The following is a 15,246-nucleotide window of genomic DNA, read 5'->3' as shown; positions in this document are numbered from 1 at the left end:
CGCCGCAGCCGTTATGGTTGCGCCCATGGAGCGCATCGTCATCTTCGGCAAGGGCGGGATCGGAAAGTCCACCGTCGCCTGTGGGATCTCGGCCAGCCTCGCCGCCGCCGGGAAGCGGGTCCTTCATGTCGGCTGTGATCCCAAGCACGACTCGACCGCGGCGTTGCTGCGCGGCAAGTTGATCGAGCCCGTCGTCGATCGGATCGAGAAGGTCAAGGGCGTCACGGCCGAGGACATCGTGGTCCGCTCACCGCTGGGGGTCGACTGCGTCGAGGCGGGCGGCCCAACCGCAGGGGTCGGGTGTGGCGGTCGTGGCATCACCCGGATGCTCGAGATCTTCAACGAGGCCGAGCTGCTCGACGAGAGCAAGTACGACCTCGCGCTCTACGACGTGCTCGGTGACGTGGTCTGCGGGGGCTTCGCGGCGCCGCTGCGCAAGGGGATCGGCGAGAAGGTGGTGATCGTGACCTCGGAGGAGCTCATGGCCCTGTACGCCGCCAACAACATCGCGCGCGCGGTCGTGCACTACGCCAACAACGGGATCGCGCTCGCGGGGCTGATCGTCAACCTCAAGGATCCCGAGGCCGATCGCAAGGTCGTCGAGCGCTTCGCCGAGCGGATCAACACCCGGATCCTGGCCTGGATCCCCCGCGACCCGCTGGTCCGCGAGGCCGAGTACAACCGCACGACCGTGGTCGAGGCGTATCCGCAGGCGCCGATCTCTCGGGTGTTGCGTGAGCTCGCCGAGCGCATCCACGACGAGAGCGTGGCCGATCGCCCGCTGCCGACGCCCATGAACGAGGAGGAATTCCACGTGGGCGCGCGGGCCCGGTTCCGCGCTGATCTCGAGCACGAGATGATGCAGACCGTCGCGGCCGAGCAAGCCGAGGCCGCGGCCGCGCTCGCGGGCCCGAAGATCGTCGAAGATGGCGAGGTCTCGGTGCCGCTCGCGTCGCTGACTCGCGGCGACGCGCTCGCGGCCGCGAAGGCCAAGCGCGAGGAGCAGGCCGCTCGCTACGCGGTCGAGCTGCGCGCGGGGTCCCGGGCGATCCGGCTGGGCTTGATCGGCGCGCAGGAGGCCGTACAGCGGCTGCGCGCGGCGTTCCCCGAGCACGCCAGCAAGCTCGGCGCAGAGGAGCTGACGGCGTGAGCGGTCTGTTCCCCGAGCTCGACGCGTACGAGCGGACCGCGTCCGAGCGCGACGGCAGCGGCGAGGATCCACGCTGGTCGGCCCCGACCCAGGCGCTGTTCGATCAGCTCGGCGGCGTCGCGGGCGAGCCAGGCGCAGACGCGCAGTCGAGCAGGTCGAGCAGGTCGAGCACGTCGGGCGAACCGGGCCATTCCGATCCGGGCGAGGGCGAGGGCGAGACCTCCGTCTATCACCAGGCCGACGTCCGTCTGTTTCGCCCGGGCATCGCCGCGGGCGCCGAGTCGCTCGCGCGGTTCGAGAAGGCGTTTGGTCTGGTCGGCAAGATCCGCTCGCTCAAGCGGACCGAGGGCAACAACCTCGAATTCGTCGCCGAGATCGACGACGAGGGCACGCTGCAGCGCGGGGTCCTCACGCCCCCGGGCGAGCGCGCGTGGAAGCAGGGCAAGAGCTTTGGCCTGAGCTACGGCGGCGAGCTCAACCCGGTGATCGCCAGGGCGCTGCTGCGCTTCTTGGCCCGCTATGACGGGGTCCCGCTCGCCACGATCCTCGCGCAGATCATCCCCGACGTGGAGGACGAGCACATGCTCGTCAATGACTACCCCGAGTCGGTGTTCTACGCGTTCGCGCCCTCGTCGGGCTGGCGGCGGTTCTTCGAGGGCACCGAGCTGTACCGCGGGGCCTGCGGGCAGCACCTCGGCAATGTGGCGATCATCGATCACACCGATATCGAGTGTCTGTTCAACCAGGCGCCCGAGGACGAGCGGATCCCGAGCTTCTTCAACAGCCCGCGCGTCGAGTCGACGGACCCCGTCGATGGGCCCGTCGATGGGTCGCGCGGCGAGGGTCCGCGTCGCGCCCAGCGGCTGTTCACCGACATCAGCGACATCGACGTGATCAAGGGCGCGGACGTGCTCGTGGATCAGGCGCTCGAGCTGCTCGCCGAGCTCCCCGACAGGCCGGACTCGGTCGTGATCCAGGCCGGCTGCCTGCCCGAGGTCACGGGCGACGACATCGTGGCCTCGGCGGCGCGGACCCACGACAAGCTGCGGCTGCCCGTGTTCGCGGTGGGTCAGCACAACGACGTGGTCGGCAAGAGCTTCGGCGACATGCTCGCGGTTCACCCGATCTCGCTCGATCGCGAGCTCGACCCCCTCGGCGTGGCGATCCTGGGCATGCCCGCGCTCGCCGGTCGGCGCGAGCTGCTGGGGCTGCTCGACCGCGCGGGCGTCAAGGTGCTCACCCAGCTGCTGCCCGACATGGGCGAGGACGCGCTCGAGCAGCTCGCGCGCGCCTCGGTGCTGGTCGGGTACCCCTGGGATCGCTACACCGTCACGATCGAGCGCCTCGCCGCACGCATGGCGCCGGCCCGGATCCTGAGTCTGCGCCCGCCGTTTGGGCTGGCGGGCACCCGGCAGTGGTTGTCGAGCATCGGCGCGGCCGTGGATCGCCGGGCCGAGGTCGAGGCCGAGATCGACGCGATGATGACCGGTGTCTACGGCCGCTGGCAGCTCCTGCGTGGGCGGGCCCAGCAGCTGCGGGTCGGCTTCGTGATCGAGCACGGCAACTGGCGCTCGGCGCTGTCGATCCAGCGCAGCCTCGGGGTCCCGATGCTCGAGCTGCTCAGCGAGATGGGGTTTGGCGTCGACGTGCTGGCCTACTGTGGCGAGCGCACGAGCCCGCCCGCGAGCGAGCGCTACGACAACATCCACGTCCGCTGGTACCGGACCGTCGAGGAGCTCGATGTCCAGCTCGCCGATGATCGAGTCGCCGCGTGGTACTCCGAGCTTCACTACGATCGCCGCCTGACTCGCAACGGCAAGAACACCTTCTCCATGCGGCAATTCAGCGTTGGCTTGCTCGGGGCGCTCGACTCGCTCGAGGGCATGCTGCGCGTGGCCAACATGTCGTTTTACCGCAGCTATTCACGCTACCTCGGCCAGCCCTTCCTCGAGCGTGGGGCTGCTCGAACTCCGGGAGAATCAACATGATCGACGGCACAAAAGCGGGCCTGTCCGCCGAGGATCACGACGCCGTGGTCGCGCTCGGACTCGATCCAACCCTGTACGAGCCGCACCCGCACGAGCGGTTTGGGCACCCCTACCGGTTCCCCTATCACCTCGGGCTGTACATGGCGGTCAACGCGATCCCCGGCTGCTTCGTGATCATCGATGGTCCCGACTGCATCTACCGCAAGGCCGAGTGGATCCACGGCAAGCATGACCTCAGCTCCAGCTTGCTCGACGCTTGCGGCCGGCACCGGGTGGTCTCGACGCTGCTGCACTCGGGCGAGGTCATCAAGTCCAAGGGCGAGGCCGTGGTCAAGCGCCTGCGCCGGCTCTCACAGCTGCCCGAGGCCGAGCTCGTGCTGGTCAACAGCATGCCGCACGTGCAGATCATCGGGACCCAGTACGACGCGCTGATCGCCTCGGTCGAGGACGAGGTGCCGCAGCGGATCTACGAGGTCCCGAGTCGCTCGCTCGAGAGCGACTGGATCGACGCCTACGCCGAGACGCTCAACACCCTGGCCAGGCGCCTGCCGATCTCGCCTGGCGGGCTGATCGACGACCAGGTCGCGATCATGGGCGTGCTCATGGATCGCGTGGAGGCCGATCACACCGCCAACGTCGCCGAGCTCGAGCGCCTGGTCGCCGGCCTCGGCCTCGATCCGGTCTCGACCTGGCTGAGCAACCGCCCGCTCGCGCACTTGCTGGGCGCGACCCGGGCCGCGACCTTGCTGGCGCTGCCCCACGGGGTCGCCGCCGCGCGGGCGCTGGCCAAGCGCACGGGCGCCCAGGTGGTCGAGGTCGATCAGCCGTTTGGCTTGCGAGCCAGCGCGCGCATGGTCCGGGCGCTGGCGGCCGCGACTGGCCGCGAGGCTCGAGCCGCGAGCCTGATCGACGCCGAGCTCTCGCTGGTGGTGCCGCGCTTCGAGTGGCTGGTGTCGTCGCTGCTGCTGGGTCGCAAGCTGGCCTTCTCCGGCGATCCAACCCTGTTCGATGGGCTGCTCGAGGGCGCTGGCGAGCTGGGGATGGAGGTCCTGCACCTGAGCGCGGCGGCGCGGCGGCCCGAGTTTGGCGTGGATCTGAGCGCCGCTCGCCACGGACCGGTGCCGCCGCCCCTGTTCGCGCCCACAGTCAAGACGCTCGAGCGTCACGTGCGGGGCCTGTGCAGTCGGGTGGGGCTGGATCTGGTGATCGCGGGCAGCGAGTTTCCAGCTGACGAGCCCAGCCGCGCCGACGCCCGCGCGCCCGGGCGCATGTACTTTGGGTTTCCCAACTTCTTCAAGCACGCGCTCTACGACAGCCCATTCCTGGGCTTTCGCGGGTGGGCGTGGTTCGTCCAGGAGATGGTCAACACGATCGTCAAGCGGCCACGAATGCTGCGCGCGGAGTTTCAGCCGGATCCGGACTGAAGCAATTGCGCACCTGCATGGACGCGTGCATGCAGGTCACGCAGCTGGCTTCAGGTTGGGATCAGTTGCGCTCGAGTTGGTTCAGCAGCTGGGATCGGAGGGCCTTCATGATCTCGCGGTCGTCTTCATCGAGCGAGGGCAGCTCCATGAGGTGCTCGAGCACCTCGATGGCGTCGGCGAAGCGGCCTTGTTTCTGGAGGTTGGCGAACAGGTTCCAGCGCGGACCGGGGTGCTCGGGGTCCGCGGCGATCGCCCGACGGTGGTAACCCTCGGCCTCACGCGGGCGCCCGAGCGCGCTCACGCAGCCACCGAGGTTGCTGAGCACCACGCTGCGACCAGGGGGATGGGGATCAGCGAGCAAGACGCGCTCATAGATCGAGATCGCCTCCTGGTGATGGCCGCTGTCGGCCAGCGCGACGCCGAGGTCGACCTGGGCGTCCAGCGATCCCCCGAGCGACACGACCCGGCGCATCAGCGGCAGGGCCTGCTCGGGCCGATGCACGTCGACGAGCAGCTTGGCCTTGGTGTGGAGGGCCTCCGGGTCGTCGGGGTTGGCCCGCAGCTGCAGCAGCACCGCGTTGAACGCCACCCGATGCAGGCCGCTGGCTCGCAGGGCGCGGATCTTTTCCGTGCACGGTGGGAGCCCGCAGTGCTCGCGGACCCGGGCGACGAGCAGCTGGTGATCGGCGCCGCACTCGCGACAGGGGACGCGCGGCTCGTCGCTGGCGGTGACCGCCGCCGCCCCACAGTTGAGGCAGCAGCTGGGATCGTCCGGCTCGGGGCCGACGGTGCACAGCTCGAGGGTCCGGCCGCGACAGACCGAGCAGATCCAGCCGACGCCGAACGCGAAGGGCGGGCCGTGGGGGACAGTGGTCTCGAACCGGGTCGAGGAGGCGTGACAGTGATGACAGATCGGTGGGTTCCAGGACATGGCCCGAGGGCTATCGGCCCGGCTGCGCTCGGTTTGCAGCAATCTCGTGAGTTTATTTCACGCCTCACGCGCGGCCTCGGCTGACGCCTTCCGCGTAGCCCCCGGCGATCAGGTGCGCGATCCGAACCGGCTCGGGGAGCTTGCCGTGGATCGTCAGCTCGCGGATCACCTGCGCCGCCTGATCGAGCTCGAGGCCGGCGCGCTGGACAAACAGCCCCGCGCAGGCCTCCATCGGCCCGGCCTTCTCGATCAGCGCCCACTTGCGCGCGCCGCCGGGCACCTTGTCGAGCAGGGCCTCGCGGATCACCGCCAGGCGCGGCCGCCTGCGCGCGAGCACCAACACGGGCGTAGACAGCCGCTCGCGCAGCGCGTGGATGTCCGCGACGTTGAACCCGGCGAAGGTGATGCCGCCGAGCAGCAGCACCTGCGCGTGGGCGGCGAACGGCGAGCGCTCGACCAGCTCGGCGATCGCGTGTGTGGCGTTGGCCCCGTCGCGCCGCAGCTTGCCCGTCATCACCCCATCGAGGCGGGTGCGCGTGAACACCACCCCCACGATCGCCACGTCGCCGCGGTGACGACGATCGAAGGGCGCGTCGTCGATCCCGATGGAGTTGCTCAGGCGACGGGCCACAGGGCCGATCGAACCAGCGACGGGGGCCGCGTGCAACCGGCGGATCGCCAGCGTGCGAAGATCACCGAGTGCGACCCTTCATGGCCTCTGGGGTGCTGATCACGTGAAGAGGTGAAAATTCGAGGTGAAGGCGCTAATGTTCGGTTGGATATGGATTATGTCGAGGAGCTGGCGGGTGCTGGTGTTTCGCCGGTTCGGTTTGTCCGGCGCAAGCTGCCGCTCATCGAGGAGCTCCGGCGGCTGTCGGTGTTCTTGAGCAACTACACCGCGGACGCGCAGCATCATCATCAGCGCCAGGGCGACGTGTTCTGTCGGCGCCTGGGCGCCCCGAGCGTGTACCTGTGCCACCCGCGCTTGGTCCAGCATGTGCTTCGCACCAACGTGCTCAACTACCCCAAGGGCCCCGACTACGACCTGCTGCGGCCGCTGATCGGCGACGGGATCTTGGTCAGCGAGGGCGAGGTCTGGACCCGGCAGCGACGCCTGCTGGCGCCCGAATTTCGGCTCGATCAGGTCGCCCGGTTCCTGCCCACGATCAACGCCGAGCTCGCCGTGCTGGCGGATCACTGGCGGGCCGCAGCGGCCGAGGGCCAGAGCGTGGACGTCGGCCACAGCATGCAGGGCTTCGCGCTGCGGGTGTTGGGCAACGCGATCTTCCGGTCCGACTTCGCCAACGAGGCCGCGGTGATCGGCGAGGCCCTCGAGATCTGTCTGGCCCAGGGCACCAAGCAGATGCTGAGCATGGGGTTGCTCCCGCCGTGGCTCCCGACCCCGGGAAACCGTCGCGCCCGCGCAGCGGAGCACCGCCTCAACCGCAGCGTTCGCCGCTTGATCGACGACGGCCGCGTGGCCCAGGCGCGCGGCGGGTGTCCGTTCGCCAGCGGCGGCGCCCGGGCGGGCGAGGTCGACATGCTCACGCGCATGCTCGACGCCAGGCACCCCGACACCAACCTGGGCATGAGCGATCAGCACCTGCTCGACGAGATCAAGTCGCTGATCCTCGCGGGCCACGAGACCTCGGGACTGGTGCTGAGCTGGGCCCTGTATCTGCTCGCGCGTCACCCCGAGATCGAGGCGCGGGTCCTGGCCGAGGCCGAGCGCGTGCTCGGGGGACGACCCGCGCAGCCCGAGGACGTCGAGTCGCTGGTGGTCGCCCGACAGGTAGTGCTCGAGACCATGCGACTGTACCCGCCCGTGCCGGGGGTCACCCGCCGGGCGGTGGCCGACGACGCGTTCGAGGGCATCGAGGTGCGAGCCGGGGAGAGCGTGACGATCCTGCCCTACGTGATCCATCGCCACCCGGAGTTCTGGGCGGATCCCGAGCGCTTCAATCCCGACCGATTCGCGCCCGATCGCGTCGATGCAATCGACCCCTACAGCTACCTGCCGTTTGTGCGTGGCCGTCGGGCGTGTCTGGGGGAGCACTTTGCGATGATCGAGATCATCGTCGCGCTTGCGACGATCGTCTCGCGGTTTCAGCTCACGCGCGTGGACGACGATGAGATCGGGGTTCGTCCGATCTCCACGCTGCGCTTGGCTCGGCCGCTGCTGATGCGGCCGCGCGCGCGCTAGATTCGAGGACCCCCCGCGCACGACAGACAACCCCGAACCAGTCAGCGAGTCTCGCTCGCCAAGACCGCCTCGGCGCGCGCACGCAGCTCGATCAACATCGCGGGGCTCGGTCGGTCCTCGGCGAACCGAAGTTCATCGTAATAGGCCGCGAATTCACGCAGCGCCGCGGCCTCCGGGGCACCTCGTTCCCGCAGCCGATCCGCCCACGCGCGCGCGGACTCGTGCTCGTGGCGGCCTCGCTCGCGCCGCTGCATGGCGGCGAGCAGCTTTTGGTAGATCTGGATCTCGGGGTGCGACGGGTCGGCGCGCCGTCGCCAGCTGCGGTAGCCGAACACCAGCATGATGAGGCCGAGGCCGAGCGCCGCCGCGCCGATCAGCCACGGTCCGAGCTGGCGCCAGTTGATCTGAAGGTTGCGACCCTGGCGCTCGACGCCGAGCTGCTCGAGGACCTCGATCTGGTCGCTGAGGTTGTAGTCGATGACGTAGGCCAGGTAGGCGTCGCGCAGCGCGTCGGCGACGTTGGCCAGGCGCGGGAACCAGCTGGCGTTGTCCCCGGCGGTGCGACCACCGGGCGGGGTCGGATCGAAGGTGACCCAGCCCAGGTCGTCGAAGTAGACCTCGACCCACGAGTGCGCGTCGGCCTGGCGGACCGCGTAGAAGCTTCCGAGGCTGTTGTAGTGGGCGCCGTAGAAGCCGTTGACGTTGCGCGTGGGGACGTCGACCTCGCGCAGCAGCAGCGCCATCGCGGTCGCAAAGTACTCGCAGTGGCCGGCCTTGGTGTCGAACAAGAAGCCCTCGATCGGGTCGAGCTCGCCGCTGCGGACTCGATCGGAGAGGGGCTGATCGAGGCTGTAGCTGTAGTTCTGCAGCAGGTAGCGCTGCACGGCCTCGACCTTGTCGAGCCGGGTCTTCGCGTCGGCGGTGATGCTCACGGCCAGCTCGTGAAACGCCGCCGACAGCCGGGCGCGGTCGATGTACGCCGTGAGCGGCGTGGGGACCTCGGGGTCGCCGATCGCCTGCAGCTCGCGGCGCTCGGGCTCGCCCACGCGACCGACGAACTCGTACTGGATCGGGCCAGGTTGGCGATCGAGCACGCGGACTTGGTCGTCGACGTCGAGCCCGAGCCGGTTGCGCTCTTCCAGCGGTCCGCGCGGGGCCAGCGAGAACGCCAACGGCCGGCCGGCGGCGAACAGCAGGTCGGTGCCGATGTCCTCCATGGTCACCAGGACTCGCACGGTCTGGTTGGCGCCCGCGAAGCCCGGGATCCGGCGGGGCTCGATCGTCTTGCCGGAGGTCCCGCCGAATCGGTAGGGCGCGGCGATGACCTCGCCGAGCGGCACGCCATCTTCTTGCAAGATGTAGTAGCCGAGCTTCGAGCTCAGATCTCCGTGGATGGCGTCGCGCGAGCGGCCCCAGCTGCCGGCCGCGTAGCTGTCGAAGGCGCTCCCGCGCAGGTGCCAGGTCAGCCGGGTCTGCGCTGGCTCACCGTCGAGCGGCAGCAAGTGCATGACCACGGTGGCGTCGTTCTTGATCGTGCCGAACCCGCCGAGCCGGACCGAGTCGGAGAAGCCGACGGTCTCGTTGCCGTACAGGTTGCCGCGCAGGAACACGCCCGCGCCGAACCGGGGGAACAGCATGAAGGTCAGCAGCCCCGCGGCCACGGCGATCATCGTGACCTGCAGCGCGGCCCGGTTGAGGCGCGAGAGCTCGCGGGTCGCGTAGCGATCGACCTCGAACTCGACGCGCCGGCCGAGGCGCTCACCCTCGGACAGCAGGTGGTTGACGATCAGCGCGAGCGTGGCGGTGGGCAGGTACAGGGCCAGCAACGCCGGGTAGTGCAGCTCGGCGTCGATCACCGCGGCGATCACCATGAGCACGGACCCGAGCATGAGCAGCTGCATGTGCTCGCGGGAGCGCTGTCGGTTGAACAGGCGCTGCACGATCATGAGCAAGAAGAAGTCGACGCCCGCGATCAGCAGCTCGCCGCCAAACATGAACGCCCGCGCGCCGCTGACCACGATCGCCAGCACGATGCCCAGGGTCCACAGGTTCTGCGAGGTCCTGCTCGCGACCTCGGGCAGCGGGCGGGCCATCGCCCAGCCAGCCAGCACGACGGTCAGGCCAACCGCCCACACGCTGGCGGACTGGGCCGCGCTCACGGCCACCACCGCGATCGCGGCCTGCAGCAAGCTGGCGGTGTCGCGCAGGCGGACCAGCCCGTGACGCTTGCCGCCAAACACCCGCGCGAGGTGCTCGAGCCAGGTCACGCGGCGCGCCCCTTACCCTGCGCTGGCTCGGGCCCGTCGCCAGCAGCGTCAGCCTCGAAGCCGGCGTCGAGAGGGTCGCGCTCGAGCCCGACCAACGCCAGGAACTCGAGCAGGCGGCGCTCGTGGGCCGGGCCGATCCCGGGCTCGATGGCGATCTCGTCGGCGTAGCGCAGGCCCGTCGCGACGCGGCCCTCGCGGAGCAGCGCGACCACCTGCGAGGCCACCCGCTCGATCGCCGTCTCGAAGCTGGCCTCGCCCGCGCGACCGGGGGCGAGCTCCAGGATCTGCTCGGCCTCACCGCGGGACTCGTACTCCTGCACGACCGCTCGGCCGAGCCGCGCCGTCGCGGGCCAGTGGATCCGTCGCAGCTCTTGGCCCTCGCGGTACTCCGACAGGCCAAAGAACTCACCCGCGCGATCGCGGGCGCCCTTGGCCTCGCCGACGCCCGCGCGGGCTTCCTGCAGCGGCGCGGGCTCGACCGGGTGGATGCGCGGATACACCAGCACGCGCTCGCGGCCGGGCAGGTCGCGGCGCTTGACGAACAGCCCAAACGGAAACCGGGTGGCGACGACGGCCTTGGGCAGCGAGTGGAGGCCCCGCCGCTGCATGGTCACGCTGGCGTGCAAGGTCGTGACGCCGCCGCCGGGGACCGCGACCGAGAACACGGGCTCGGTCTTGTCGGCGCTGTCGACCCGGTCGTCATCCTCGACGCTGACGGAGATCATGTCGCCGCGGGCGCTGGCGTTGCGGAGCTCGACGATCAGCGCCCCGCGGCCGCCCGCGTGCAGGGGCGAGGCGATGCGCCGCCGCACGATCGCCCGCCGGACCATGTTCTCCGACAGCATCCCGCTCGCAATGATCAGGCCGATCTGGCAGCCGAACAGGACATGCAGCAGGTTCGCGCCCGAGTTGATCGCCGCGAACCCGACCGCGAGGGTCAGCACGATGAACAGGTAGCCGGCCTTGGTGATCTCGAGGCTGCGGCCCTGGGCGGTCAACATTCGCCGCACGAACGGCAGCTTCTTCTTGGTCGGGCCGCCGTCGTTCGTGCTTCGCGTCAATGTTGGCACTCCGGCTGGCGTTCGCCCCAGCTCGCCCCACGGTTACGCCCGCGCGGATCTGCGCGGGCGTGACCTGGGGGGTCGAGTTTGCCACCGAAGTCACCCCGCGGCCATCAAATGGGGCCGGCGGGGCCGGGCGGGCGGGCGCCGGTTCGGTCAGACCCGACGGCGCCGACCGAGACCCGCGAGGCACAGCAGGCCGAAGCCCATCAGCGCCGCGCCGCCACGGGCGGGATCGTCAGTGACCGCGCACGAGAGCGAGGCCGAGGCCTCGGCCTGGAACTCGACCTCGATGTCCAGGAGATCGCGCAGCGCGTTGGCGCAGCTCTGGACGTTGCCGACGTCGACGAACTGGCCGTCGCAGAAGATCGCGCCTTCGGGCTTCTCGCACTGGACCTCGCAGCCACCCTGGAGATCCGCCTTGCACTCGACGTACAGATCGCTCTGGCAGCCGATCTGGCAGTCCATGTTGACCTGGGCCCGGCACTCGCCGCCGCAGCAACCCTGACACTGGGCCATGCAGTCGGCCTGGCCCGGCTCGATCGTGCAGCTGGCGTCGCACTCGGCCCCACAGGTGGCTTTGCACGATGCCTGGCACTCGGCCGAGTTGCTGTCGGAGGCACACGCGGCCGAGCAGTCGGCCGAGCAGTTGCCCTCGCACGAGGCCTTGCAGTCGAAGGTTCCCGGGTCGACCTCGCACTCGGCTTCGCAGCTGCCCTGGCAGCTGGCGGTGCACTCGACGTCTGCGTCGATGTTGCACTCGCCCTGGCACGAGATCGAACCCTCGGCGGCGCATGAGGCCGTGAACGCGACCGGCTCGCACTCGGCCAGGCAGCCGCCTTCGACCAGGACTTCACAGTTGGCACCAGCCTCGACGAAGATGTCACCGCAGGCGTCGAGCCGGCCAGCGTCGGCGTTGGAGGAGTAGAGGGAGATAAATGCCAGCGTGGCTGCGCTGGCGAGGAAGGACAGGGAGTTACGCATGATCATGGGCTAGGTTCCGTGGGGGCGTTCGACGCGGACGCGCGCGTATCATTGCATGCGCTGCGTCACTTGGTGGACAAGTTTTTCTTGGGCTCTAGTCGAGGCTCGCGAACCCGAAGTCCGGTCACTCGACCTCGTCGAGGTAGTCGAACAGCTTGGCGCAGTGCTCGAGGCCCGGATCCGTCGGGCTCACAGCCAGCTCGGCGGCGGCCTGCTCGAGGGTCCGCCCGGGCGTGGTCGACTCGTCGCCCAGCTCGCGCAGCGTCGTGCCCCAGGGGGTCCGCAGCTCGAGCCCGCTGTAGTAGTTGCGAAGCGTGCCGTCGGCGTAGTCGTGGTCGACGGCCTTGCACATGTCGTCGAGGTCACGCAGCTTGTCGGCCCGGTCGGGATCGTGTGGCGGGTCCGACGGGGTCGGGTCGGGCGTGGCGGGGATCGGGGCCTCGGCGAGCTTGGGCGGCGGCTGGTCGCTGGCGGTGGAGGCCGGCTCGCCGGACCGACAGGCTGCGCAGCCAATCGCGCAGCCGAGCGCGAGGACCAGGGAGATCGCAGGGCTAGGCTGGTGGCGCACGCCGAGATGCTATCGCCTGGCGCGAGGGCGGGGCGCGCCGCACCTCGCTGAGAGGGCGGGAAACACCGTAATTCGCACGAGCTTACGCACGGTCCGCAGGTGGCCTGGGGTGTGGTCGCGCGGGCATCACGGTATATCCTTCGCCCGCCTCGCATGTCCTCGCCCGCCGCAGAACCATCTCGCCTGCCCCGGCGTGATCGCAGCACAGCCAAGCTGATCTGTGAGCTGTGCCAGCAGTTCTACGGGCTCGGGTGGGTCAGCGGCACCGGCGGTGGGATCTCGATCCGCGATGAGCACGGCGTGTGGATCGCCCCCTCGGGCGTCCAAAAAGAGCGCATCGATCCCGCCGACGTGCTGCTGCTCGCCGACGGCGTGTGGGACCGCGTCGAGGTCCTCGAGCCCCCGCGCGACCCCAGCTTGCGCATCTCCGAGTGCCAGCCGCTGTTCTTCAACGCGTTTCGCGACCGCGACGCGGGGGCGGTCCTGCACAGCCACTCGCTGTGGGCCGTGCTCGCCGCCCGCCTCGCGAGCCCCGACGGCACCGCTGGCGAGTTCCGCACCAGCAACCTCGAGATGCAAAAGGGCCTGCGCGGCCACGGCTGCTTCGACCAGCTGCGGGTCCCGATCATCCCCAACACGGCCCGCGAGTCCCAGCTCACCGACTCCATGGCGGAGGCCATGCGCGCCTACCCCGACGTCGACGCCGTGATCGTCGCCGGTCACGGCATCTACGTGTGGGGCCGTGACTGGGTCCACGCCAAGACCCAGGCCGAGTGCCTGGACTACCTCATGCGCGCCGCCGTCGAGGCTCACCGCGTGGGGCTTCCGCTCACCTGAGGCTTCACCATGCAGCTCGCCTGGATCGATCCCCAAACCGACTATCCCGCGCTCGACGTCGAGCACCTGCGCAGCGTCGGCGTGACCTACGAGCGCCTGAACCTGGTCGACGACGCCTACCAGCCCAGCCTCGACGCGCTCAAGCGCGAGCGCGGCTACATCGAGCAGGACGTCATCGAGCTGCACCCGGACACCGCCAACCTCGGCGCGATCTGTGCGAAGTTCGCCGACGAGCACCTCCACACGGACGACGAGGTTCGGTTCGTGCTCGCGGGCGCGGGCATCTTCGACATCCGCGACGACGCGGACCGTTGGATGCGCGTGACCGTCGAAGCGGGCGACCTCATCGTGGTCCCCAAGGACCGCTACCACCGGTTTTACCTGACCGATAGCCAGCAGATCCGCTGCGTGCGCCTGTTCCAAGACAGCGCCGGCTGGGTCCCGCACTATCGCTGAATTCACCCAAACGAGAACACGGACACATCATGTCAGCAGCGCGTCAAGACAACACTCCCGACTACAAGGTCGCCGACATCTCGCTCGCCGAGGCCGGCCGCAAGCAGATCGCTCTCGCCGAAAAAGAGATGCCTGGGCTCATGAGCCTGCGCGAGCGCTACGGCGCCCAAAAACCCCTGGCCGGCGCACGGATCTGCGGCTGCCTGCACATGACCGTGCAGACGGCCGTGCTGATCGAGACCTTGACCGCGCTCGGAGCCGACGTGCGCTGGTCGTCGTGCAACATCTACTCGACCCAGGACGAGGCGGCCGCCGCGATCGCGGTGACCGGCGTGCCCGTGTTCGCGTGGAAGGGCGAGACCGAAGAAGAGTACTGGTGGTGCGTCGAGCAGACCCTGACCTGGCCCGACGGCAGCGGCCCCAACCTGCTGCTCGACGACGGCGGTGATCTGACGGTGCTCGTGCACCGCGACCACCCGGAGCTGGTCGGGGACATCAAGGGCGTGTCCGAAGAGACCACCACCGGCGTGCACAACCTGCACAAGATGGCCGAGAAGGGTGGCCTGAAGATGCCGGCGATCAACGTCAACGACTCGGTCACGAAGAGCAAGTTCGACAACCTCTACGGGTGCCGCGAGAGCCTCGCCGACGGGATCAAGCGCGCGACCGACATCATGGTCGCGGGCAAGACCGTGGTCGTGTGTGGCTACGGTGACGTCGGCAAGGGCAGCGTCCAGTCGATGCGGGGCTTCGGCGCCCGCGTGCTGGTCACCGAGATCGACCCGATCTGCGCGCTGCAGGCCGCGATGGAGGGCTACGAGGTCACGACCATGGAAGACGCCGCTGCGATCGGCGACATCTTCGTGACCACGACTGGCTGCTGCGACGTGATCACCATCGATCACATGCGGAAGATGAAGGACGAGGCGATCGTCTGTAACATCGGCCACTTCGACAGCGAGATTCAGGTCGCCGCGCTCGTCAATGATCCCGAGATCCAGGAGATCAACGTCAAGGCGCAGGTCGATCGCTTCATCTTCCCCGACGGCCACGCGATCATCTTGTTGGCCCGCGGCCGCCTGGTGAACCTGGGCTGCGCGACCGGGCACCCGAGCTTCGTGATGTCGAACAGCTTCACCAATCAGGTGATGGCCCAGCTCACGCTCTGGCAAGAAACCGAGAAGTACGAGGCCGGCAAGGTTTACGTGCTGCCCAAGCACCTCGACGAAGAAGTTGCCGCGCTGCACCTCGAGAAGGTCGGCGCCAAGCTCACCAAGCTCACCGACGCGCAGGCCGAATACCTCGGTTTGCCGGTCCAGGGGCCCTATAAGCCCGAGCATTACCGGTATTGAGCACTCCGGGTGAAGGTGGGCCTTC

General features: G+C 69.2%; 13 protein-coding genes. 7 read left to right on the top strand and 6 right to left on the bottom strand.

The genetic code is table 11. The features are described from left to right. The first annotated feature begins 25 nt into the window (after nucleotides 1-25). Genes ENSA7_RS39315 through ENSA7_RS39305 form a run of 3 tightly spaced genes read left to right on the top strand, consistent with a single transcriptional unit; the run spans nucleotide 26 to nucleotide 4,562 of the window. Nucleotides 26-1,150 (top strand): nucleotide-binding protein, encoded by a 1,125-nt coding sequence (locus tag ENSA7_RS39315; protein WP_181234557.1) that lies wholly within the window; start codon nucleotides 26-28, stop codon nucleotides 1,148-1,150. Further along, entirely contained in the window at nucleotides 1,147-3,138 is a 1,992-nt protein-coding gene (locus tag ENSA7_RS39310; protein WP_106094583.1) for a nitrogenase component 1, read from the top strand. Before ENSA7_RS39315 ends, ENSA7_RS39310 begins: the two co-directional genes overlap by 4 nt. After that, nucleotides 3,135-4,562 (top strand): nitrogenase component 1, encoded by a 1,428-nt coding sequence (locus ENSA7_RS39305; RefSeq protein WP_106094582.1) that lies wholly within the window; start codon nucleotides 3,135-3,137, stop codon nucleotides 4,560-4,562. The genes ENSA7_RS39310 and ENSA7_RS39305 overlap by 4 nt, the downstream gene beginning before the upstream one ends. A gap of 61 nt (nucleotides 4,563-4,623) precedes the next feature. On the opposite strand, the gene ENSA7_RS39300 is transcribed toward ENSA7_RS39305, so the two are convergent. Beyond that, nucleotides 4,624-5,493: a tetratricopeptide repeat protein gene (locus tag ENSA7_RS39300; RefSeq protein WP_106094581.1), complete on the bottom strand. Its 870-nt coding sequence runs from the start codon at nucleotides 5,491-5,493 to the stop codon at nucleotides 4,624-4,626. 64 nt (nucleotides 5,494-5,557) lie between these two features. Beyond that, on the bottom strand, nucleotides 5,558-6,124 hold the full coding sequence (locus tag ENSA7_RS39295) for an endonuclease dU (RefSeq protein ID WP_106094580.1): 567 nt from the start codon (nucleotides 6,122-6,124) through the stop codon (nucleotides 5,558-5,560). 150 nt (nucleotides 6,125-6,274) lie between these two features. On the opposite strand from ENSA7_RS39295, the gene ENSA7_RS39290 reads away from it, so the two are divergent. Continuing rightward, the gene (locus ENSA7_RS39290; protein WP_106094579.1) at nucleotides 6,275-7,696 is read left to right on the top strand and encodes a cytochrome P450; all 1,422 of its coding nucleotides are present in this window, start codon (nucleotides 6,275-6,277) and stop codon (nucleotides 7,694-7,696) included. Nucleotides 7,697-7,737: 41 nt separating this feature from the next. On the opposite strand, the gene ENSA7_RS39285 is transcribed toward ENSA7_RS39290, so the two are convergent. The 4 genes from ENSA7_RS39285 to ENSA7_RS39270 form a co-directional block, all read right to left on the bottom strand. Next, a complete protein-coding gene (locus ENSA7_RS39285) occupies nucleotides 7,738-9,963 on the bottom strand; it encodes a transglutaminase TgpA family protein (RefSeq protein ID WP_106094578.1) in 2,226 nt (741 codons plus the stop codon). Continuing rightward, nucleotides 9,960-11,024, bottom strand: a complete 1,065-nt coding sequence (locus ENSA7_RS39280) for a DUF58 domain-containing protein (protein ID WP_106094577.1) — start codon at nucleotides 11,022-11,024, stop codon at nucleotides 9,960-9,962. The genes ENSA7_RS39285 and ENSA7_RS39280 overlap by 4 nt, the downstream gene beginning before the upstream one ends. Before the next feature lie 156 nt (nucleotides 11,025-11,180). Then, nucleotides 11,181-12,008, bottom strand: a complete 828-nt coding sequence (locus ENSA7_RS39275) for an MYXO-CTERM sorting domain-containing protein (RefSeq protein ID WP_181234556.1) — start codon at nucleotides 12,006-12,008, stop codon at nucleotides 11,181-11,183. 124 nt (nucleotides 12,009-12,132) lie between these two features. Further along, the gene (locus tag ENSA7_RS39270; RefSeq protein ID WP_106094575.1) at nucleotides 12,133-12,576 is read right to left on the bottom strand and encodes a hypothetical protein; all 444 of its coding nucleotides are present in this window, start codon (nucleotides 12,574-12,576) and stop codon (nucleotides 12,133-12,135) included. Nucleotides 12,577-12,729: 153 nt separating this feature from the next. On the opposite strand from ENSA7_RS39270, the gene mtnB reads away from it, so the two are divergent. The 3 genes from mtnB to ahcY are packed head-to-tail and all read left to right on the top strand — an operon-like array spanning nucleotide 12,730 to nucleotide 15,221. Further along, nucleotides 12,730-13,413, top strand: a complete 684-nt coding sequence (mtnB, locus tag ENSA7_RS39265) for a methylthioribulose 1-phosphate dehydratase (RefSeq protein ID WP_106094574.1) — start codon at nucleotides 12,730-12,732, stop codon at nucleotides 13,411-13,413. Nucleotides 13,414-13,422: 9 nt separating this feature from the next. Beyond that, nucleotides 13,423-13,869 (top strand): 1,2-dihydroxy-3-keto-5-methylthiopentene dioxygenase, encoded by a 447-nt coding sequence (locus ENSA7_RS39260; protein ID WP_106094573.1) that lies wholly within the window; start codon nucleotides 13,423-13,425, stop codon nucleotides 13,867-13,869. 29 nt (nucleotides 13,870-13,898) lie between these two features. Further along, the gene (ahcY, locus tag ENSA7_RS39255; protein ID WP_106094572.1) at nucleotides 13,899-15,221 is read left to right on the top strand and encodes an adenosylhomocysteinase; all 1,323 of its coding nucleotides are present in this window, start codon (nucleotides 13,899-13,901) and stop codon (nucleotides 15,219-15,221) included. Nucleotides 15,222-15,246 lie beyond the last annotated feature (25 nt).

The sequence above is a fragment of the Enhygromyxa salina genome, assembly GCF_002994635.1.
GTDB classification, from domain to species: domain Bacteria; phylum Myxococcota_A; class Polyangia; order Nannocystales; family Nannocystaceae; genus Plesiocystis; species Plesiocystis salina_B.
The sequence above is the reverse complement of the archived record's forward strand: the minus strand, read 5'-3'. Positions and strand labels throughout refer to the sequence as shown.